14 protein-coding genes and 1 tRNA gene are annotated in these 15,898 nt (G+C 30.7%); 11 read left to right on the forward strand and 4 right to left on the reverse strand.

Annotated elements, in window-relative coordinates:
* Positions 1 to 111 precede the first annotated feature (111 nt).
* From HPY79_04705 to HPY79_04720, 4 genes are all read left to right on the forward strand, one after another.
* Positions 112 to 2,088, forward strand: a complete 1,977-nt coding sequence (locus HPY79_04705) for a hypothetical protein (protein NSW45096.1) — start codon at positions 112 to 114, stop codon at positions 2,086 to 2,088.
* A gap of 90 nt (positions 2,089 to 2,178) precedes the next feature.
* Positions 2,179 to 2,757, forward strand: coding sequence for a toxin-antitoxin system YwqK family antitoxin (locus tag HPY79_04710; protein ID NSW45097.1), 579 nt, complete (start codon positions 2,179 to 2,181; stop codon positions 2,755 to 2,757).
* Positions 2,758 to 2,970: 213 nt separating this feature from the next.
* Positions 2,971 to 3,243 (forward strand): HU family DNA-binding protein, encoded by a 273-nt coding sequence (locus HPY79_04715; protein ID NSW45098.1) that lies wholly within the window; start codon positions 2,971 to 2,973, stop codon positions 3,241 to 3,243.
* An 84-nt stretch (positions 3,244 to 3,327) separates the two neighbouring features.
* Positions 3,328 to 4,002 carry an RNA methyltransferase gene (locus HPY79_04720; protein NSW45099.1) on the forward strand — a complete coding sequence of 225 codons (675 nt, stop codon included), beginning with the start codon at positions 3,328 to 3,330 and terminating at the stop codon, positions 4,000 to 4,002.
* 14 nt (positions 4,003 to 4,016) lie between these two features.
* Here HPY79_04720 and HPY79_04725 read toward each other — a convergent pair whose 3' ends face one another.
* Positions 4,017 to 4,535: a ferritin gene (locus tag HPY79_04725; protein NSW45100.1), complete on the reverse strand. Its 519-nt coding sequence runs from the start codon at positions 4,533 to 4,535 to the stop codon at positions 4,017 to 4,019.
* 147 nt (positions 4,536 to 4,682) lie between these two features.
* Between HPY79_04725 and HPY79_04730 the strand changes: the two genes are divergently transcribed.
* From HPY79_04730 to HPY79_04745, 4 genes are all read left to right on the forward strand, one after another.
* Positions 4,683 to 5,240 (forward strand): DUF4468 domain-containing protein, encoded by a 558-nt coding sequence (locus HPY79_04730; GenBank protein NSW45101.1) that lies wholly within the window; start codon positions 4,683 to 4,685, stop codon positions 5,238 to 5,240.
* Complete coding sequence (locus HPY79_04735; protein NSW45102.1) at positions 5,234 to 6,004, forward strand: RNA methyltransferase; 771 nt, start codon at positions 5,234 to 5,236, stop codon at positions 6,002 to 6,004. The genes HPY79_04730 and HPY79_04735 overlap by 7 nt, the downstream gene beginning before the upstream one ends.
* A 51-nt stretch (positions 6,005 to 6,055) precedes the next feature.
* Positions 6,056 to 6,129: transfer RNA gene (locus HPY79_04740), tRNA-Ala, on the forward strand.
* A 178-nt stretch (positions 6,130 to 6,307) separates the two neighbouring features.
* On the forward strand, positions 6,308 to 6,595 hold the full coding sequence (locus tag HPY79_04745) for a tyrosine-type recombinase/integrase (GenBank protein ID NSW45103.1): 288 nt from the start codon (positions 6,308 to 6,310) through the stop codon (positions 6,593 to 6,595).
* Here HPY79_04745 and HPY79_04750 read toward each other — a convergent pair.
* Entirely contained in the window at positions 6,592 to 7,050 is a 459-nt protein-coding gene (locus HPY79_04750; protein ID NSW45104.1) for a hypothetical protein, read from the reverse strand. The two genes, HPY79_04745 and HPY79_04750, sit on opposite strands and share 4 nt — an antisense overlap.
* A gap of 632 nt (positions 7,051 to 7,682) precedes the next feature.
* Here HPY79_04750 and HPY79_04755 point away from each other — a divergent pair.
* The 3 genes from HPY79_04755 to ybeY are packed head-to-tail and all read left to right on the forward strand — an operon-like array spanning position 7,683 to position 11,841.
* On the forward strand, positions 7,683 to 10,994 hold the full coding sequence (locus HPY79_04755) for a hypothetical protein (protein NSW45105.1): 3,312 nt from the start codon (positions 7,683 to 7,685) through the stop codon (positions 10,992 to 10,994).
* 4 nt (positions 10,995 to 10,998) lie between these two features.
* On the forward strand, positions 10,999 to 11,403 hold the full coding sequence (locus tag HPY79_04760; protein ID NSW45106.1) for an ATP-binding protein: 405 nt from the start codon (positions 10,999 to 11,001) through the stop codon (positions 11,401 to 11,403).
* Between the two features lie 6 nt (positions 11,404 to 11,409).
* Positions 11,410 to 11,841 (forward strand): rRNA maturation RNase YbeY, encoded by a 432-nt coding sequence (ybeY, locus tag HPY79_04765; GenBank protein ID NSW45107.1) that lies wholly within the window; start codon positions 11,410 to 11,412, stop codon positions 11,839 to 11,841.
* 9 nt (positions 11,842 to 11,850) lie between these two features.
* On the opposite strand, the gene HPY79_04770 is transcribed toward ybeY, so the two are convergent.
* The gene (locus HPY79_04770; GenBank protein ID NSW45108.1) at positions 11,851 to 13,944 is read right to left on the reverse strand and encodes a glycosyltransferase family 39 protein; all 2,094 of its coding nucleotides are present in this window, start codon (positions 13,942 to 13,944) and stop codon (positions 11,851 to 11,853) included.
* 21 nt (positions 13,945 to 13,965) lie between these two features.
* Positions 13,966 to 15,843, reverse strand: a complete 1,878-nt coding sequence (locus HPY79_04775; protein ID NSW45109.1) for a response regulator — start codon at positions 15,841 to 15,843, stop codon at positions 13,966 to 13,968.
* Positions 15,844 to 15,898: the final 55 nt, after the last annotated feature.

Below are 15,898 nucleotides of genomic sequence, written 5' to 3' on the forward strand. Positions count from 1 at the left end.
TGACCGAGAAATTTAAATTTATAAACTATGAATAAACACTATTTTTTGCTAATTATGTTATTTTCAGCTTTGTTTTTAACCCATTGCAAATTAGAGAAAAAAGGAGAAATTATGAGTAAAAAAGCATTGTCTGAACAAATTATACAACAAACGATTGATACGTTGTCGGCATATTGTGGAAACGATAAAAATAGGTTGTCGTTGATTGAAAAAGGAGTTAAACAAGCAGCTGCCTTGTGGGATACTACTGATGGAAATGATGCTGTTTTTTTTGATTTTTGCAAAAACAATTATGCAAAAGACGACTTTGCGAGAAAAGTTTTATTCGAAAAAATTTCACACAATCTCGAAGTTTTGTATGGCAATTTTAATCGAATTACCATTGAATTATTAAAGCCTTTACATTTATCGGGGCATGATATTCAGCCAATTGATGAAATGTTTGGGTCTTATAACGTAGGCGCTCACCTGACCGACGATTTATTTGCTAACAAAGTAGCTTTTATTACCATACTCAACTTTCCAAATTTTACACTTAAAGAAAAAAATGAATTAGGACAACAATGGTCAAGACTCGAATGGGCTTATGCAAGATTAGGCGATGTCTTTACAAGTCGTGTGCCTTCGCATATATTACAACATATGAACAATGTGCTTACCAAAGCCGATACATATATTAGCGAATATAATATATACATGGGTAAGGTAATTGATAATAACAAACAGCATCTTTTTACACCAGATATGAAACTAATTACTCATTGGGGACTACGCGACGAACTAAAGTCGAATTATGCCGATAAAGAAAAGGGATTAAATAAACAAAAAATAATTTATGAAATAATGAAACACATTGTTTATCAAGATATCCCTCAAGAAGTTATAAATAACGATCAATATGATTGGAATCCTTTCGAAAATAAAATATACGCTGGAAATACAATGATTAATTCAAAAGCAGAACCAAATACTCGTTATGAACATTTGCTAAATATATTCCATGCTATGCAAATGATCGATCCTTATAGTCCACAATATCCTACCTATATTCAACGAAAATTTGAAGGTGAAATGGAAATGCCACAAGAAGAAGTCGAACAATTATTTATTAATTTTATTACATCGCCACAAATAAAACAAGTAGCCGAACTCATTTCAAAACGTCTAGGACGCTCGTTAGAGCCATTCGATATCTGGTACGATGGATTTAAATCGCGTAGTGCCATTTCAGAAGATATTTTAACCGAAAAAACTCGCAAACTATTTCCTAATACAACCGCTGTACAAAATTACCTGCCTACTATTTTAACTAAATTAGGCTTTGACAAAAACAAAGCACAAGAAATAGTTTCGCATATAACTGTTGATGCTTCTAGGGGAGCAGGCCATGCATGGGGAAGTGAAATGAGAGGCGATAATGCACGCTTACGAACTCGTATTGGCGAAAAAGGGATGGATTACAAAGGATATAATATTGCAGTTCATGAATTTGGTCATAATGTTGAACAAACTTTGTCGTTGTACGATGTCGATTATTACATGTTAAAAGGGATACCCAATACAGCATTTACAGAAGCTTTAGCATTTATTTTCCAAAAACGCGATTTAGATTTATTAGATATGAAAGACAATAGCCAAGAAAAATTTTCAATGATGACCTTAGATAATGTCTGGGCTTGTTACGAAATTATGGGTGTCTCGTTAGTAGATATGAATGTTTGGAAATGGTTGTATGCTCATCCTAATGCTACAAAAGAAGATTTAAAAAATCAAGTAATAACAATAGCAAAAGACATATGGAATAAATATTATGCACCCATTTTTGGCAAGAAAGATGAACCCATATTAGCTATATATTCTCATATGATTGATGCTCCTTTATATTTATCGGCCTATCCAATTGGGCATGTTATCGATTTTCAGATAGAATCATACATTAAAGATAAATCGTTTGCAAAAGAAATAACACGCATTTATACGCAAGGACGATTAACTCCCGATATTTGGATGAAAAAAGCGGTTGGACAACCCATATCAACAGACCCAATGTTAAAAGCTGCTGACGAAGCTTTAAAAATTATTAAATAACCATAATGCAATTGTTTTTCTTGCTCAAATTTATTTTATTTGTATTAACAGTAATGGTCTGCGTTAGCTTGTTTTCAATATTTTAAAAATATGATCAAATATAGTGTTTTTCTATTCCTGTCTTTTACAATGGTGTTGACTGCATGTACTCAAAACATTACCGTAAGTATTGATGCTATAGAAACCAAAGATAATATTGCATACCTCAAAGGGTCTGATCTACCTTTTACAGGAAAAGCAATGGCTTATTTTCCAGATGGGAAACCATCATTAGAGATAAGTTATGTTAATGGGAAAGAGACCGGTATAAGTAGAATATGGTATGCCAATGGAAATTTGCGAACTGAAAGCGAAATGTTTGAAGGAAAAATTCATGGTAAATACATTGAATACTATGAAAATGGTAAAATAGCAGCTGAAGTTACTTACGATAACGACTATATGAATGGACCTTGTACACGCTATTACGAAAATGGAAAGATAAAAGAACAAGGACAATATGAACATTGTAGAGAACACGGATGGTGGATTTATTATTTTGAGAATGGTCAAAAGCAAGCAGAGGGAGAATATGATCGTGCAAATAAAGTTGGAGAATGGAAAGAGTGGGATGAAAAAGGTCAACTAAAAACTCCAAACTCTGAAAAGTCAATAGGTCCAAAATCTTAATCATAGATACGCTTACTTAACATAATCATACAGCGTTAATACCATCTAAATTCCTTGTAAATAGCCAAAAAATACCAAAGTTATTAACAAATAGCTGATTTTATTAACAAAATTGCATTTTTTTTGATAAAAGGTATTGCAAATCAAAATAATACGATTATATTTGCAATACCTTAATTAATTTAATCATTAACCCTTAAAAAATTAAAGTGTATGAACAAAGCACAATTAATTGATGCCATTGCTGGTGAAGCTAAAATCACCAAAGCTGATGCAAAAAAAGCATTAGATGCTTTCATTACAGCTACAACAAAAGCCCTCAAAAAAGGTGATCGCGTAGCTTTAGTAGGTTTTGGTACTTTCGGTGTTACAAAACGTAGCGCTCGTAAAGGTCGCAATCCACAAACAGGAAAAGAAATTAACATTCCTGCTAAAAAAGTGGTACGATTCAGACCAGGTAGCGAATTAAGTGGCACAATTAAGTAAGAACACCTTGCTTAAGGGAAAAGGGAGTAGTAATACTCCCTTTTTTTATTTTTATAATTGACCTATTTTTGTACGATTTTTTCTATGAACAATATCGAAATAATACATCAACTAAAAGAATTTGTTACTGATTCTCGTTTTAAGTTATTCGAAAAGATACTTAATGAGCGGACTAATTATATTAGTTTGTTAATAGAAAATGTTTATCAATCGCATAATGCCAGTGCCATTGTTAGAACAGCCGAAGCTTTAGGTTTACAAGAGTTGTATGTTTATGAGCGAAAAAATTCTTTCTCGCCTAACGAAGAAATTAGCCTAGGTGCTCAAAAATGGTTAGATATTTATAGATACAAAGAATCTGAAATTACGACTGCTGAACTTTTTTATCAATTAAAAAGCAAAGGTTATCGTATTATTGCTACAACACTTCATGAAAAAGCTATAAGTCTTGAGCAAATTAATTTAGAAAAGGGTAAAATGTTGTTTTTGTTTGGAACCGAAAAAGAGGGACTTACAGATGAATTTAAATCGAATGCAGACGAATTTTTAAAAATACCTATCTACGGATTTACCGAAAGTTTCAATGTGTCGGTATCGGTTGGCATAATATTATATCAAATAATAAGCAAATTAAGACAAACCCATATTTCTTATTTTTTATCGAACGAAGAAAAAAATAAAATCATGATAGATTGGTTAGTAAAATCGATACCTATGGGCGAAAAAGTATTAGAAAGAATTATAAAAAAAGGAGCCTGAGGGCTCCTTAAATTTTATGCTTGAGTATTTTGGGTAATTGGAGTAAAAACTCTCGTTTTTAACTCTCTGTCCATCATAAAGAGTGGCGCACCTTTGCCTTCAAATAATTTTAATTGCTCTAATATTTCGGTAGCATTAGCTTCTTCTTCAACTTGTTCGTTTACAAACCATTGTAACATGTTGTTCGCAGCAAAATCTTTTTCGTCCATAGCTACTTGAACAAGATTATTTATAAGATCAGTAACATGTTTTTCGTGTTTTAAAACATTTTCGAATACATCAATTATGTTTTTCCATTTAGCTACTGGGGCTTCAATTTTCTTTAACGTTACATTGCCACCACGTTCTAATACATAATCGAAAAACTTCATGGCATGTGCAGTCTCTTCTTGATACTGAACTCTTAACCAATTGGCAAAACCTTTTAAGTTTTGACTTTCGCACCATGCAGACATAGATAAGTATAAATAAGCGGAGTATAATTCTGCATTAATTTGTTCGTTTATTGCAGTTTCCATTTTTTTAGTGATCATAAATATTCAATTTTATAATTTGTTTTCAAAGTTACAATTTTATTTTAGTTTAAACAATATATAGAACTAAATAAGGATGTTAAATAATAATAAAATAATTTGCTTAACGTTTCGATTTTTATTACTAATTTCGTAAAAAAAATGCTTATGAAAACGTATGTTTTATCGTTTACCTTAATTTTATTAAGTACATTGATAATCAATGCACAAAAAGAAGAGTATAAAGAACCGGTTCTGCCTATTGACAGTAATACAAAAATGATTATGTACTCTAAAACCTTATCTGTAAACCTAACTAAAGATTCTTTATACAAGAAGGTTAAGAGTTGGTTTTTTGCTTACTATAAAAATCCTACGGGTGTTATACGTCAAGATGATGCCGCTAATGGACAAATTATTGGGAAACATCAAATTAAGGTTTTGAATCCACCCGATAAAAAAGGCATACAAACCATGAGAGGAATTGTTCAATATACCATTACAACCCAATTTAAAGACAATAAAGTTCGAATTGTTTTGAATGAATTGAATTTAAAAGAAACATCTTATACTCCTATTGAAAAATGGCTTGATAAAACTGCACCCGGTTTTACTACTAAAAATTATTTCTATTTAGAACAAATTGACAAAGAAATGAAAGCAACCATCAATCATTTTGAAAATTATATAACAAAGTCACAAAGCACCAATAAAAACGAATGGTAGCGGGCAATACATTAAGCAAAGCACAAATTAAACTTTTTCGTTCGCTGGAAATAAAAAAATACCGTAACGAAACTAAATTATTTTTTGTAGAAGGCACAAAAGCAGTAAAAGAATTTTTAAAGTATGGGTGGGAAGTGTATGCTCTAATTGCTACTGAAAGATGGGTAAAAGAAAATCTTGCCGAAATTTCATTTAAAACATACATAGTTAGTAAGACTGAAATTAATAAAATATCGTTACAAAAAACACCTCAAGAGGTATTGGCCATTTTTAAACAAAAAGAGCCTAAGTTTCCAGAAATGATCGAAAACAAATTGGGTTTAGCACTCGATACACTTCAGGATGCAGGAAATGTTGGAACCATCATTCGATTATCGCTTTGGTTTGGCTTCGATTATGTGTTTTTTAGTGAAGGAACCGTCGATCCATATAACCCCAAAGTAATTCAAGCTACCATGGGAGCTTTAGCAAAAACTATTTTTTATAGAGGCTCTTTAGCATTATTTCTTGCTGATAATAAAGGAAAGACAAATATTTATGGAACATTTATGGATGGCGAAAATATTTATAAGGCTCAACTTAGTCGGCATGGTATTGTTGTGCTTGGAAATGAAGGCAATGGAATTTCAAAACAAGTAGCAAACTTAATTGACCGTAAGCTAGCGATCCCTCCATTTCCACAAGATGCATACCCGCTAGATTCTTTAAATGTAGCAACTGCAGCCGCTATAGTATGTTCAGAATTCAGAAGAAGAAATAGTTGAAAAAACATTTGCATAAATTAGCAAAATTATTTATTTTTGCAAAGGTTATTTGGGGTATTAGCTCAGTTGGCTAGAGCGCTTGCATGGCATGCAAGAGGTCGGGGGTTCGATTCCCCCATACTCCACCTGGACGAGTTTAGTTATTTTTATCATATTCTTTAAAGTTCTGATATTTAGCCTGATAGATTTTCACTTGTATATTAAAAATTTGTTTTTTTGCAAGGTTTGTTTAACCAAGTGAAAATATTAAAGTTGTTACGATATCGTTTCATTTTAAAGTAATATTGTTAATAGACCAAATAAATGACATTTTTTTATGATATTTTACCTCAAATACCAATTTTGAGAACATTTACCAATCAGGCTACCAATCGTATGCTTAAGCGTATTGCTATATTGGCACAAATTAAAAAGAATTTAACATTTCACGTTGACCGACATACCTTTGCTACAATTAGCATAAATTTAAATATTCCATTAGAAGTTATACGTGAATTGATGGGACATCGTGATGTAAAGACGACACTTATATATGCTATAATTTTAGATTCGACTAAAGAAAAAGAGATAGCAAAATGGAATATATTTTAAAACAATTTTTCCCAGCATTTTAATTCTTCCTGGTCGAAATATTTTTTGCTGACCCAACCAGGGTTAACCCAAGCACTTATAGGCGAGTATGCTTTAACTTCGCCTGTTTTATCAATATATACATTAGTACCGCTACGTAGTTTATAAACTTTTCCTGGATATTTGCCTGTATTTATGCCATCGGCTCCTGTTGGTATACTGGTAAGTTTTTTAGGCTCGCAACCTTCTTCAGGTTTATATTTAACTTCACCGTCGAATTGTTTTTCTAAAATTAAACCTGGTGTATGTTTAGCTTTATTAAAAAAAATATAAGCAATAATTACTAATATAAAAACTAACCAAAAATAATATTTATTACCAGTTTTGATTGCAATGAATCCCGGTATAATAGATAAAGCAAGGGTTATACTTGCAACTGTTATCGGGTCTAACCATTTTATTTGCTTGCGTATCATTTTTTTAAGATTAAAATTACAAACAATAATATTAACGCAAAAATCAGATATTTATTGAGTTTATTGGGTTCATTTTTCCCGACTTCGCCACTTTTTAGGCTTAAGTAATCGATATACAAATACATAAAAAATCATGTAGGCACTACACGATTTTACAAGTAATTATATTTCAATACTATATTTAATCATAGATGTAATATTTGATATTGTTTTACTTTATTTCTATAACGCACATTCTAAACTATATGAACGGCTTTTTTGGGCGAATTGGGTGATGTTTTAATTCGTACAAACATGTTGCAAATATAAATTAGGTACTACAAACGCGATTTTTGAAAAAAATGTTTCTTATTGATAATTAAATATTTAACATTTTGAAAAATTAAAAATTGATTAAAAGTGGCGAAGTCAGTAAAAATGAGCTTCGATTTGGTCTTGGATTTTTTGTAAAATTTACACAACATCAATTAAATAATAGACCTAGAAAAAATTAAATTTTAAAACACCTAATGAAATATTTTGTAGATTTGTAGCATAAAGTTGCATTTATAACTTGAATCTACCATAATTTATTTGTATTTTTCTAATAAGTAAACTATCTTAGATACCTTTTTTGCGAAAGCAACAATTGTATGATTACTAACGAGTATAATCGGCTTTTGGAGAGGCTAAACGGCTTTATTGCGAAATATTACCATAATGAAATTCGTAAGGGATTGCTATTACTTTTAGTCATTTTGGGTGTTACTACGTTGCTAATATTTTTACTTGAGTATTTTGGACATTTTTCTGCATCGATTAGAACCATTATGTTTTATACATGTTTGTTGCTTTATACTTTTGTCTTTGTTCGGTTTATTATTTTCCCCTTAGCTTCGTTATTTAAGATACGCAATGGATTAAGCTACACTCAGGCGGCCGATATTATTTCAAATTATTTTCCTGAGCTACAAGATAAACTACGAAATACATTAGAACTAGCAGAACTAACTGACGAACAACGTTATTCATTAGCTCTTATTCATGCTAGTATCGATCAAAGAGCTCGGTTATTGCAACCGTTTCCATTTCATTTAGCTATTGATGTAAAAGTAAATTTTCGTTTGTTAAAATATCTTGTTGCTGTTATTATTTTGTATTTATCTATATGGTTATATAAACCAATTATAATAAAAGAAGGATCGGAACGGATATTGCATCATAGAACAGCCTTTGCATTACCTGCACCTTTTCGCTTTGAATTGCAAAATAAGACGCTAAATGTAGCTCAAGGCGAAGATTTAGAAATAAAGGTAATGGTAAAGGGGAAATATGTACCATCTCATGTATATCTTATTGTTGGTACAACCCGTTTGTTATTAAACAATATTGATAAATCAACATTTAATTATTTAATTAAAGGCGTTAATCAATCATTCGATTTTTACTTCGAAGCCGATGAAGTTTTTTCGGAGACCCATCATGTAAATGTTTTATTTCCTCCGCAGATATTAGATTTTAAAATTGAAATTATTCCGCCTCAATATACCGGCATGGCTTCATTTATAGTTGATAATACAGGCGATATTTCGATTCCTTGTGGTAGTTTTGTGAAATGGGTATTTAATACATCGCATACAGATACATTATGGATGAATGTGAATGATTCGATAAAAGTTAAATCGCAAAAAGAAAACAATACTTTTATTATAAAGCAACGATTACTTAATTCAATTCATTATTCGTTATTTCCTGCCAATAAAGAAATGATTAATAAAAAAACAATGTCTTATACAGTTGATGTAATACCAGATCATTACCCTTCAATAACGGCCGATTTTGTTACAGATAGTAGCATGTGGGGAATGTATTATTTTAAAGGAAGTGTTACCGACGATTATGGGTTTAAAAAGTTATTGTTTGTGTTAAAATATAACCATGATTCTATAAAACAAATAAACATCCCTATTCAAAATAATTTATTAAATCAAGAATTTTATTTTGCTTACGATTTTTCTTCTTTAAAAAATTTAAATGGTAATGTAGAATATTATTTTAAAGTATGGGACAACGATGCCATTCACGGCAGTAAATCGTCAAAATCCGAAATAAAAACAATAACAATTCCCTCCAAAAAAGAAATCGAAAACATAAAAAATGAAGTAAATAAAAACATAATAGACCAACTTCAAGCTTCCGAGAAAGTTACAAGCGAATTAGAAAAAGAGCTTAAACAATTACAAAAAAATATTTCTAATTCAAATAGCGTTTCGTGGGAACATACGCAAAAATTTCAACAAATACTCGAAAAACAACAAACTTTAGAACAAACATTAAAGAAAATAGCAGAACAGAATAAGCAAAAAAATAATTTGGTGAACACCTTTTCTGAACAAGATTTACAAATGATCGAAAAACAAAAACAAATTCAAGAATTGCTCGAAAATATAATGGATGATGAACTCAAAAAACTCATCGATCAACTTAAAGAAATGATGAAAAACGTAGATAAAAGCAAAATAAATGAAATGACACAAGAGCTCAAGATAGAAACCGAAGACTTAAACAAGGAACTAGACCGGACACTTGAATTACTCAAAAAAATGAACGTTGAAGAAAAAATAAACGATCTTACAAAAGATTTTGATAAGTTAGCACAAGAACAAGAAGAATTGGCCGAACTCAATAACGACAAAAAAATACCTCTAGATTCTTTAAAGAAAATGCAGCAAGAGCAAAAACAACAATTTAAGCAACTTCAAGAAAAATATCAGCAGTTAATGAAAGAAAATAACCAGCTTTTAGAACCTTTTAACATGCTACCTTTTAACGAAGAACAACAACAAATTGAACAAGAGTTTCAACAAGGCGAACAAGAAATACAAAAAAATAATCGTAAACAAGCTTCTAAACATCAGAAAAACAACTCAAACCAATTGAAACAACTTAGCCAGCAAATACAAAAAATGATGCAACAAAACCAACAAGAAGCCAATGCCGAAGATGAAGAAAGTTTAAAAATGACTCTCGAAAACATAAAAAACCTATCATTTGCACAAGAAGAGCTTCTGTTGCAGACAAAACAGATAAAATCGTACGATCCTAAATACCCACAATTAAGCGAAAAACAAGTTCGTATAAAAGACAACATTAAAGTAATTGAAGATTCGCTAAATGCCTTGGCTATGCGAAATCCTATCATTAAACCCACCGTCAAAAAACATTTGAAAAATATTAAAAGCTACAATCGTCAGGTTTTAAAAGCCTTTGACGAACGAAATGTTGTTCAGGCAGCAACAAAACAGCAATTGATAATGACTGAAGCAAATGAGTTAGCATTGCTTATGAGCGAAATAATAAAACAAATGCAACAAGCAGCTTCGCAGCAAATGTGCAGTGGTAGCCAATGTAAAAAGCCGGGCAAAGGTAAGCCCAAACCTAGTTATCAACAAATGAAAAATATGCAGCAGCAAATAAAACAACAATTGCAATCGATACTTAATGAACTAAAACAAGGACAAAAAAAAGAGGGAAAAGGTCAAATGTCTGAACAAATTGGAAAAATGATATCGATGCAAGATAAAATGAGTCAAATGCTCAATGAAATGATGCAACAAGACGGAATAAGCCCCGAATCGGCCAAAAAACTACAAGAAATAAAGAATCTTATGAACGATGTACAAAAAGATATTGCAAACAAAAATATTACGAATCAAACGATACAGCGGCAAGAACAAATTTTAACTCGTTTGTTAGAAGCAGAAAAGGCTGATAATGAGAGGGAAACGGAAAATAAACGTGAGTCGCAAACAGGTAAAAATGATAAAATTAGTAACCCAAATGAATTTTTTCAGTATAAAGGTAAAAAAAGCAATTATGATGAATTATTATTTCAAAGTAATATATCGCTTAAAAAATATTATCAAGAACTATATCGAAAATATATGATTAACCTAAATAAATAGGTCTATGAAAAACAATATTCAATTCCCATCAAAAATAGAAAATATAAGCATCATTGAACGTTTGGTTGACGAGCTTACACAACAATATCAGATTAACAGCGAAATATATGGTAATATGCTTGTTTCAATGGTCGAAGCAGTTAACAATGCCATTATTCACGGTAATAAACTCGACGAAACAAAAACTGTAAAAGTAGAATATGAAATCGAAAATGATGTTTTTTCTTTTTCTATAAAAGATGAAGGTAATGGCTTCGATTACAAAAATTTGCCAGATCCTACTGCACCTGAAAATATCGAAAAACCACACGGAAGAGGTATTTTTTTGATTTCTCATTTAGTAGATGAACTTCATTTCGAAGACAATGGTAGTAAATTGTGTGTTAAAATTAACATCAAACCTCGATAACCAATTATGTCTTTATTATTTCATTTGGCCGATATTAAAACAGATCCTATAAAGGGCAAGAAAAATAAACTTAAAAAATGGATAAGTCTAGTTTCTACCGAATTTAAGAAAGAAGTGGGAGATATTAATATCATTTTTTGTTCAAATGAATATTTATTAAAAATAAATCAACAATTCTTGAATCATCATTATTATACCGATGTTATTACTTTCTCGTATAATGAAAATAATGTTTTGGCGGGCGATATATTTATAAGCATTGATCAAGTTGCCGCAAATGCTCAACAATTTAAGGCATCGTTTGACGAAGAGTTATTTAGAGTTATGATTCATGGCATATTACATTTAATAGGTTTTGACGACGATACAGACCATAAACGCATGCACATGCATGTACTCGAAGATGAGGCATTAGAAAAATTAAATTTAAGTAAATAAGTTTAATAACTATAAATGCTCAATATTTACGATTTTTAATTTTAGATCGTCGATCCACACAGTCGAACTATCATTATTCCACAAATAAATTTTTAAATGGTGTTTGAGTGTTTCTGTTTTAGGTTCATAGCTCATATTATGCTTACATTTTTGCCAGCAATTACAAGAACGAATTAGCTCTTTTATAGGTTTGCCAAGCCAGAATATAGTTTTACCGGTAGTATCTTCTATTGACATAACAAGGTTGGTAAAATTATTGTTTTGAGCCCAAATTGCAACTTCAATTTCTATTTCAATTTTTGATGACATTGAAGAAATAATGTGTGACATTGGAATATTTAAAGTTGGAGAAAATCCTTGAGGAACAAGCTTATAACTATATTTCCCATTAAAAACTTGTGTAGAATCTTTATAAAAATTGTTACACGAAAACATTGGGATGTAAGCCCATTCCATATCGTTTGTAAATTGATATTGACTTACTGGACGATTCATTTTTTCGGGTAATATAACTTTATATAATACATTTCCATTGATGCTATCTATAAGTTTTATATTAGGTTTATGATAATACCACATAATCATTGAACCACCTTTTTTGATACCCGTTAACCACCATGTTAAATCATTATGATAAATATAATACTCATGAGCTTCATGACGATAGGGTATAAGTGGACTACGTTCATTAATAAATCTTACTTTAGAACTATCCCAATGCATTTGATAATCGGCAATTCTTTTCATAACAGGGTCGGTGAGCACTATGGCAGTTGTATTTATTTTTTTAAAGTGTTTATCAAAAAAGGGCTCAATGTTATTATACCCATTTTTATTGTCATAGTACATTTGTGTTATGGGTACAATAAGCCATGAGGCTAAAAAAATAATCCAAATGGTTGTTTTCAAGCGAGGATGAGTTAATACTTTAGCTATAAGAAAAACAACAAAAATGCAAATATAAAAAACAAAGATAGCTTTTAAAGGAATTTTGAATAAGTTGAAATAAAGCCACAAAAGCATCAATCCGTTAAATATCACAATAAACCACGATTTTCTAATCGAAAAAAAGTAACGAACAATAAATGGAGCTGTTGTTACCGATAATATTGGAACGAGAAATAAATAATGGCGAATGTCGGTACACATAGGAGAGTATGCGCTGTAATTTTTAGTCATAAAATTAGCAGAAAGCAACAATGTAATACTGATTAACCCCCAAAATGATTCAGGTTTATTAAACGTCCATTTTCTTTTATAAAAAAAGACAGGCAACAAAAATGCACCCAAAACCATGAATCCATTCAATGTAAATTCAAACCAAAGTTCATAACCTATTCGCTTTAAAGTATAAATAAAAGGCAAATATTCGTAACTACATGGGTTTAGATAGGCATTATATGCTATTGCCAGGTAACGCGAAAAAGGATTTCCTGTTTTATATGCTATCCAAACATGATATAAAAGCAATGCTAATATGCCCAATATGACTGAAAATGCCCAGAATTTTAGGTGTCGCTGTTTTATAATGTCAGATATTAAAAGAATGGTGAGTGTTGGTAAGACTAAAACGACAACTTCTTTGGTAATAAAAGCAAACAATAATCCTGTAACAAATATTGATGCCCATAATATAGCGTTGGTTTTAAAGTTAAATCGATACAAATAAAGAGCAAAAAAACTAATTAAAATTCCCAAAGCAACATAAAGGTCTGCCATTATTTTATCGGTATAAAATAGAAAAGCAGGCACTGTGGTACATAATAATAAACCTGTAACAACAATTCGTGTATCGCGTTGTTTTAGTGTTAAGTAAACCAGAAAAAGTATAATCATGCTTATTATTAAAGCAGGCAATGCTGAGGAAAATTCGTTGATTCCAAAATATTTATAGATAAATCCAGTAAAAATAATAATGGGCAATCTATACGAAAAATGATTGTTTGATAAATGAAAAGTACCATTAGCCCACTGATGCGAAAGATGGGCATATTCCATATCGTCCCATCCAAAATGTCCCCCAAAGCCTATAAAATGATGAATAAACAAAAATACATAGAGTAGAAATATAAAAATATATTCAATTTTTTTGTTTTTGTACATTTTCAATGATTTAAGAAAGAATTATTCTTGTGATAAAGTATTATTAACCAGCTTATGCATGAGTTCGTTGAGTTCATTGAAATTGATGGGTTTTACAACAAAATTATTAATGCCTGCGTTTTTGCATAGGTTTTGCATTTCGGGTGTTGCATGTGCTGTAAGTGCAATAATTGGTACATTTATATGTCCAACTTCTTCGGGATGATTTCTAATAAATTTAGCTGCTTCTATTCCATCCATTTCGGGCATTTCAATATCCATTAAGATGATATCAAAATGATCATTTTTCATAAGCGAAATAACTTGTTTGCCCGATTGGGCTATACTTATTTCATGCTTAAATTTCTCAAGTGAGCGTAATGCTACTTTTACATTTAGTTCGTTGTCTTCTGCTAATAAAATGTGGAAATGTTCTTTTTTATATTTCTCACTATTAGCATTTTCGGGGATGAGTGGCAATTCTTCGGGATTCTTATTTACAGTACCAACACCTAAAGCCACTCTTAAATAAAAATCAGTTCCTTTATTTTTTTCGCTTTTAAACCAAATAGAAGCATTTAACATTTTAGCAAGATGCTTGCTAAGAGTTAATCCTAATCCTAGTCCTGATGATTTGTTTATAAGTTGACCATCGTCGTTAAGTGCTTTTAAGATTTTTCGTTGTTGTTCTTCGTCTATTCCAATACCAGTGTCAGAAATTTTAAATAAAACTACAATTTTATTATCGTTAGGGTTTATCTCATCAAATGTAACATTAATGTGAATATTTCCTTTTTCTGTAAATTTTATAGCATTGTTAATAAGGTTAAATAAAATTTGACGCAAAAAGCTAACATCGCCAACGAGGTGAGTTGGAATTTGTTCGTCTATTTCATAGGTTAAATTAATTTTTTTATGTCGTAATGCACTTGAAAATTGATTAATTAACTGCATTAATAAGTCGTTAATTTCAAAAAGACTTAATTCTAAATTTATTCGCTCGGGTTGTGAGTAATATACTTGCATTGCTTCTTCGATAAGTTTTACTATTTGAATAGCAGCATTATTTATGGTTTGACAATAGTCTTTTTGTTCATCGTTAAGTTTTGTTTGAAATAATAATGTATTAATGCCAATAATTACATTTAAAGGAGTTCTTAATTCGTGACTTATAGTTGTAATTAAATTTGTTTTTGAATTTAATGCTTCTTGAGCTTTTTGAGCAAATTCTTCCTTTTCTTGTAATGCTTTTTCTAATTTTATGGTAGTTTGACTATTTTCAACGAGTTTATTGGAAAGCTCAGCCGTTTGTTCATCAATTTGTTTTTTTAAAGAATTTGTTATTTTTTTATCAATACGTATTACTTGTACTAATGTGGGTATAAAAAGCAAAGTAAGAATGATACCCGATAAAATAAGATAAAATAATTCTTGTGATAATTTATCTTCGATATAACTAATATCCATATCGGCTCCTGCAATATAGATATTGCCACCGGGAGAGTAGAGTGGTTTTAAAGCAGATCGAAAAGTTCCCCATCTGTCTGAGGTTGTTTCAAAAAGTATTTTATTGGATATGGGCAGCTTTTTTAGTTTATCAGAGGCTTCGGTGTATTCTGTAAAATAACGAACAGTTGTTTTATGTTGTATCTCTTGATTATTAGTTGAGCAAGAAGTAAAATAAACCTTACCATTACGAATAATAAGTGTATAAAGAAACGATACATCAAATTGTTTAGCTAGTTTTGTAAGTCTTTTTATGTTATCCCAGTCTTCGATGGGTGAAATCGAAAGCGAATCGGTGGCTCTATCGTGAAAATCTTTTAGAAGCGAAATCGGAATTATATCTAATGTTCGAGAAAGTTTGTTATCTACTTCTTTTAATAATGAATGTTTTTTTTCTTGGTAAATTATAGTCAAAAGAATGCTTATTCCAACGAAATAAAATAAAATGGGAATGGCAAATTTACTAATA

It is taken from the genome of Bacteroidales bacterium (assembly GCA_013314715.1).
Lineage (GTDB): Bacteria > Bacteroidota > Bacteroidia > Bacteroidales > GWA2-32-17 > Ch61.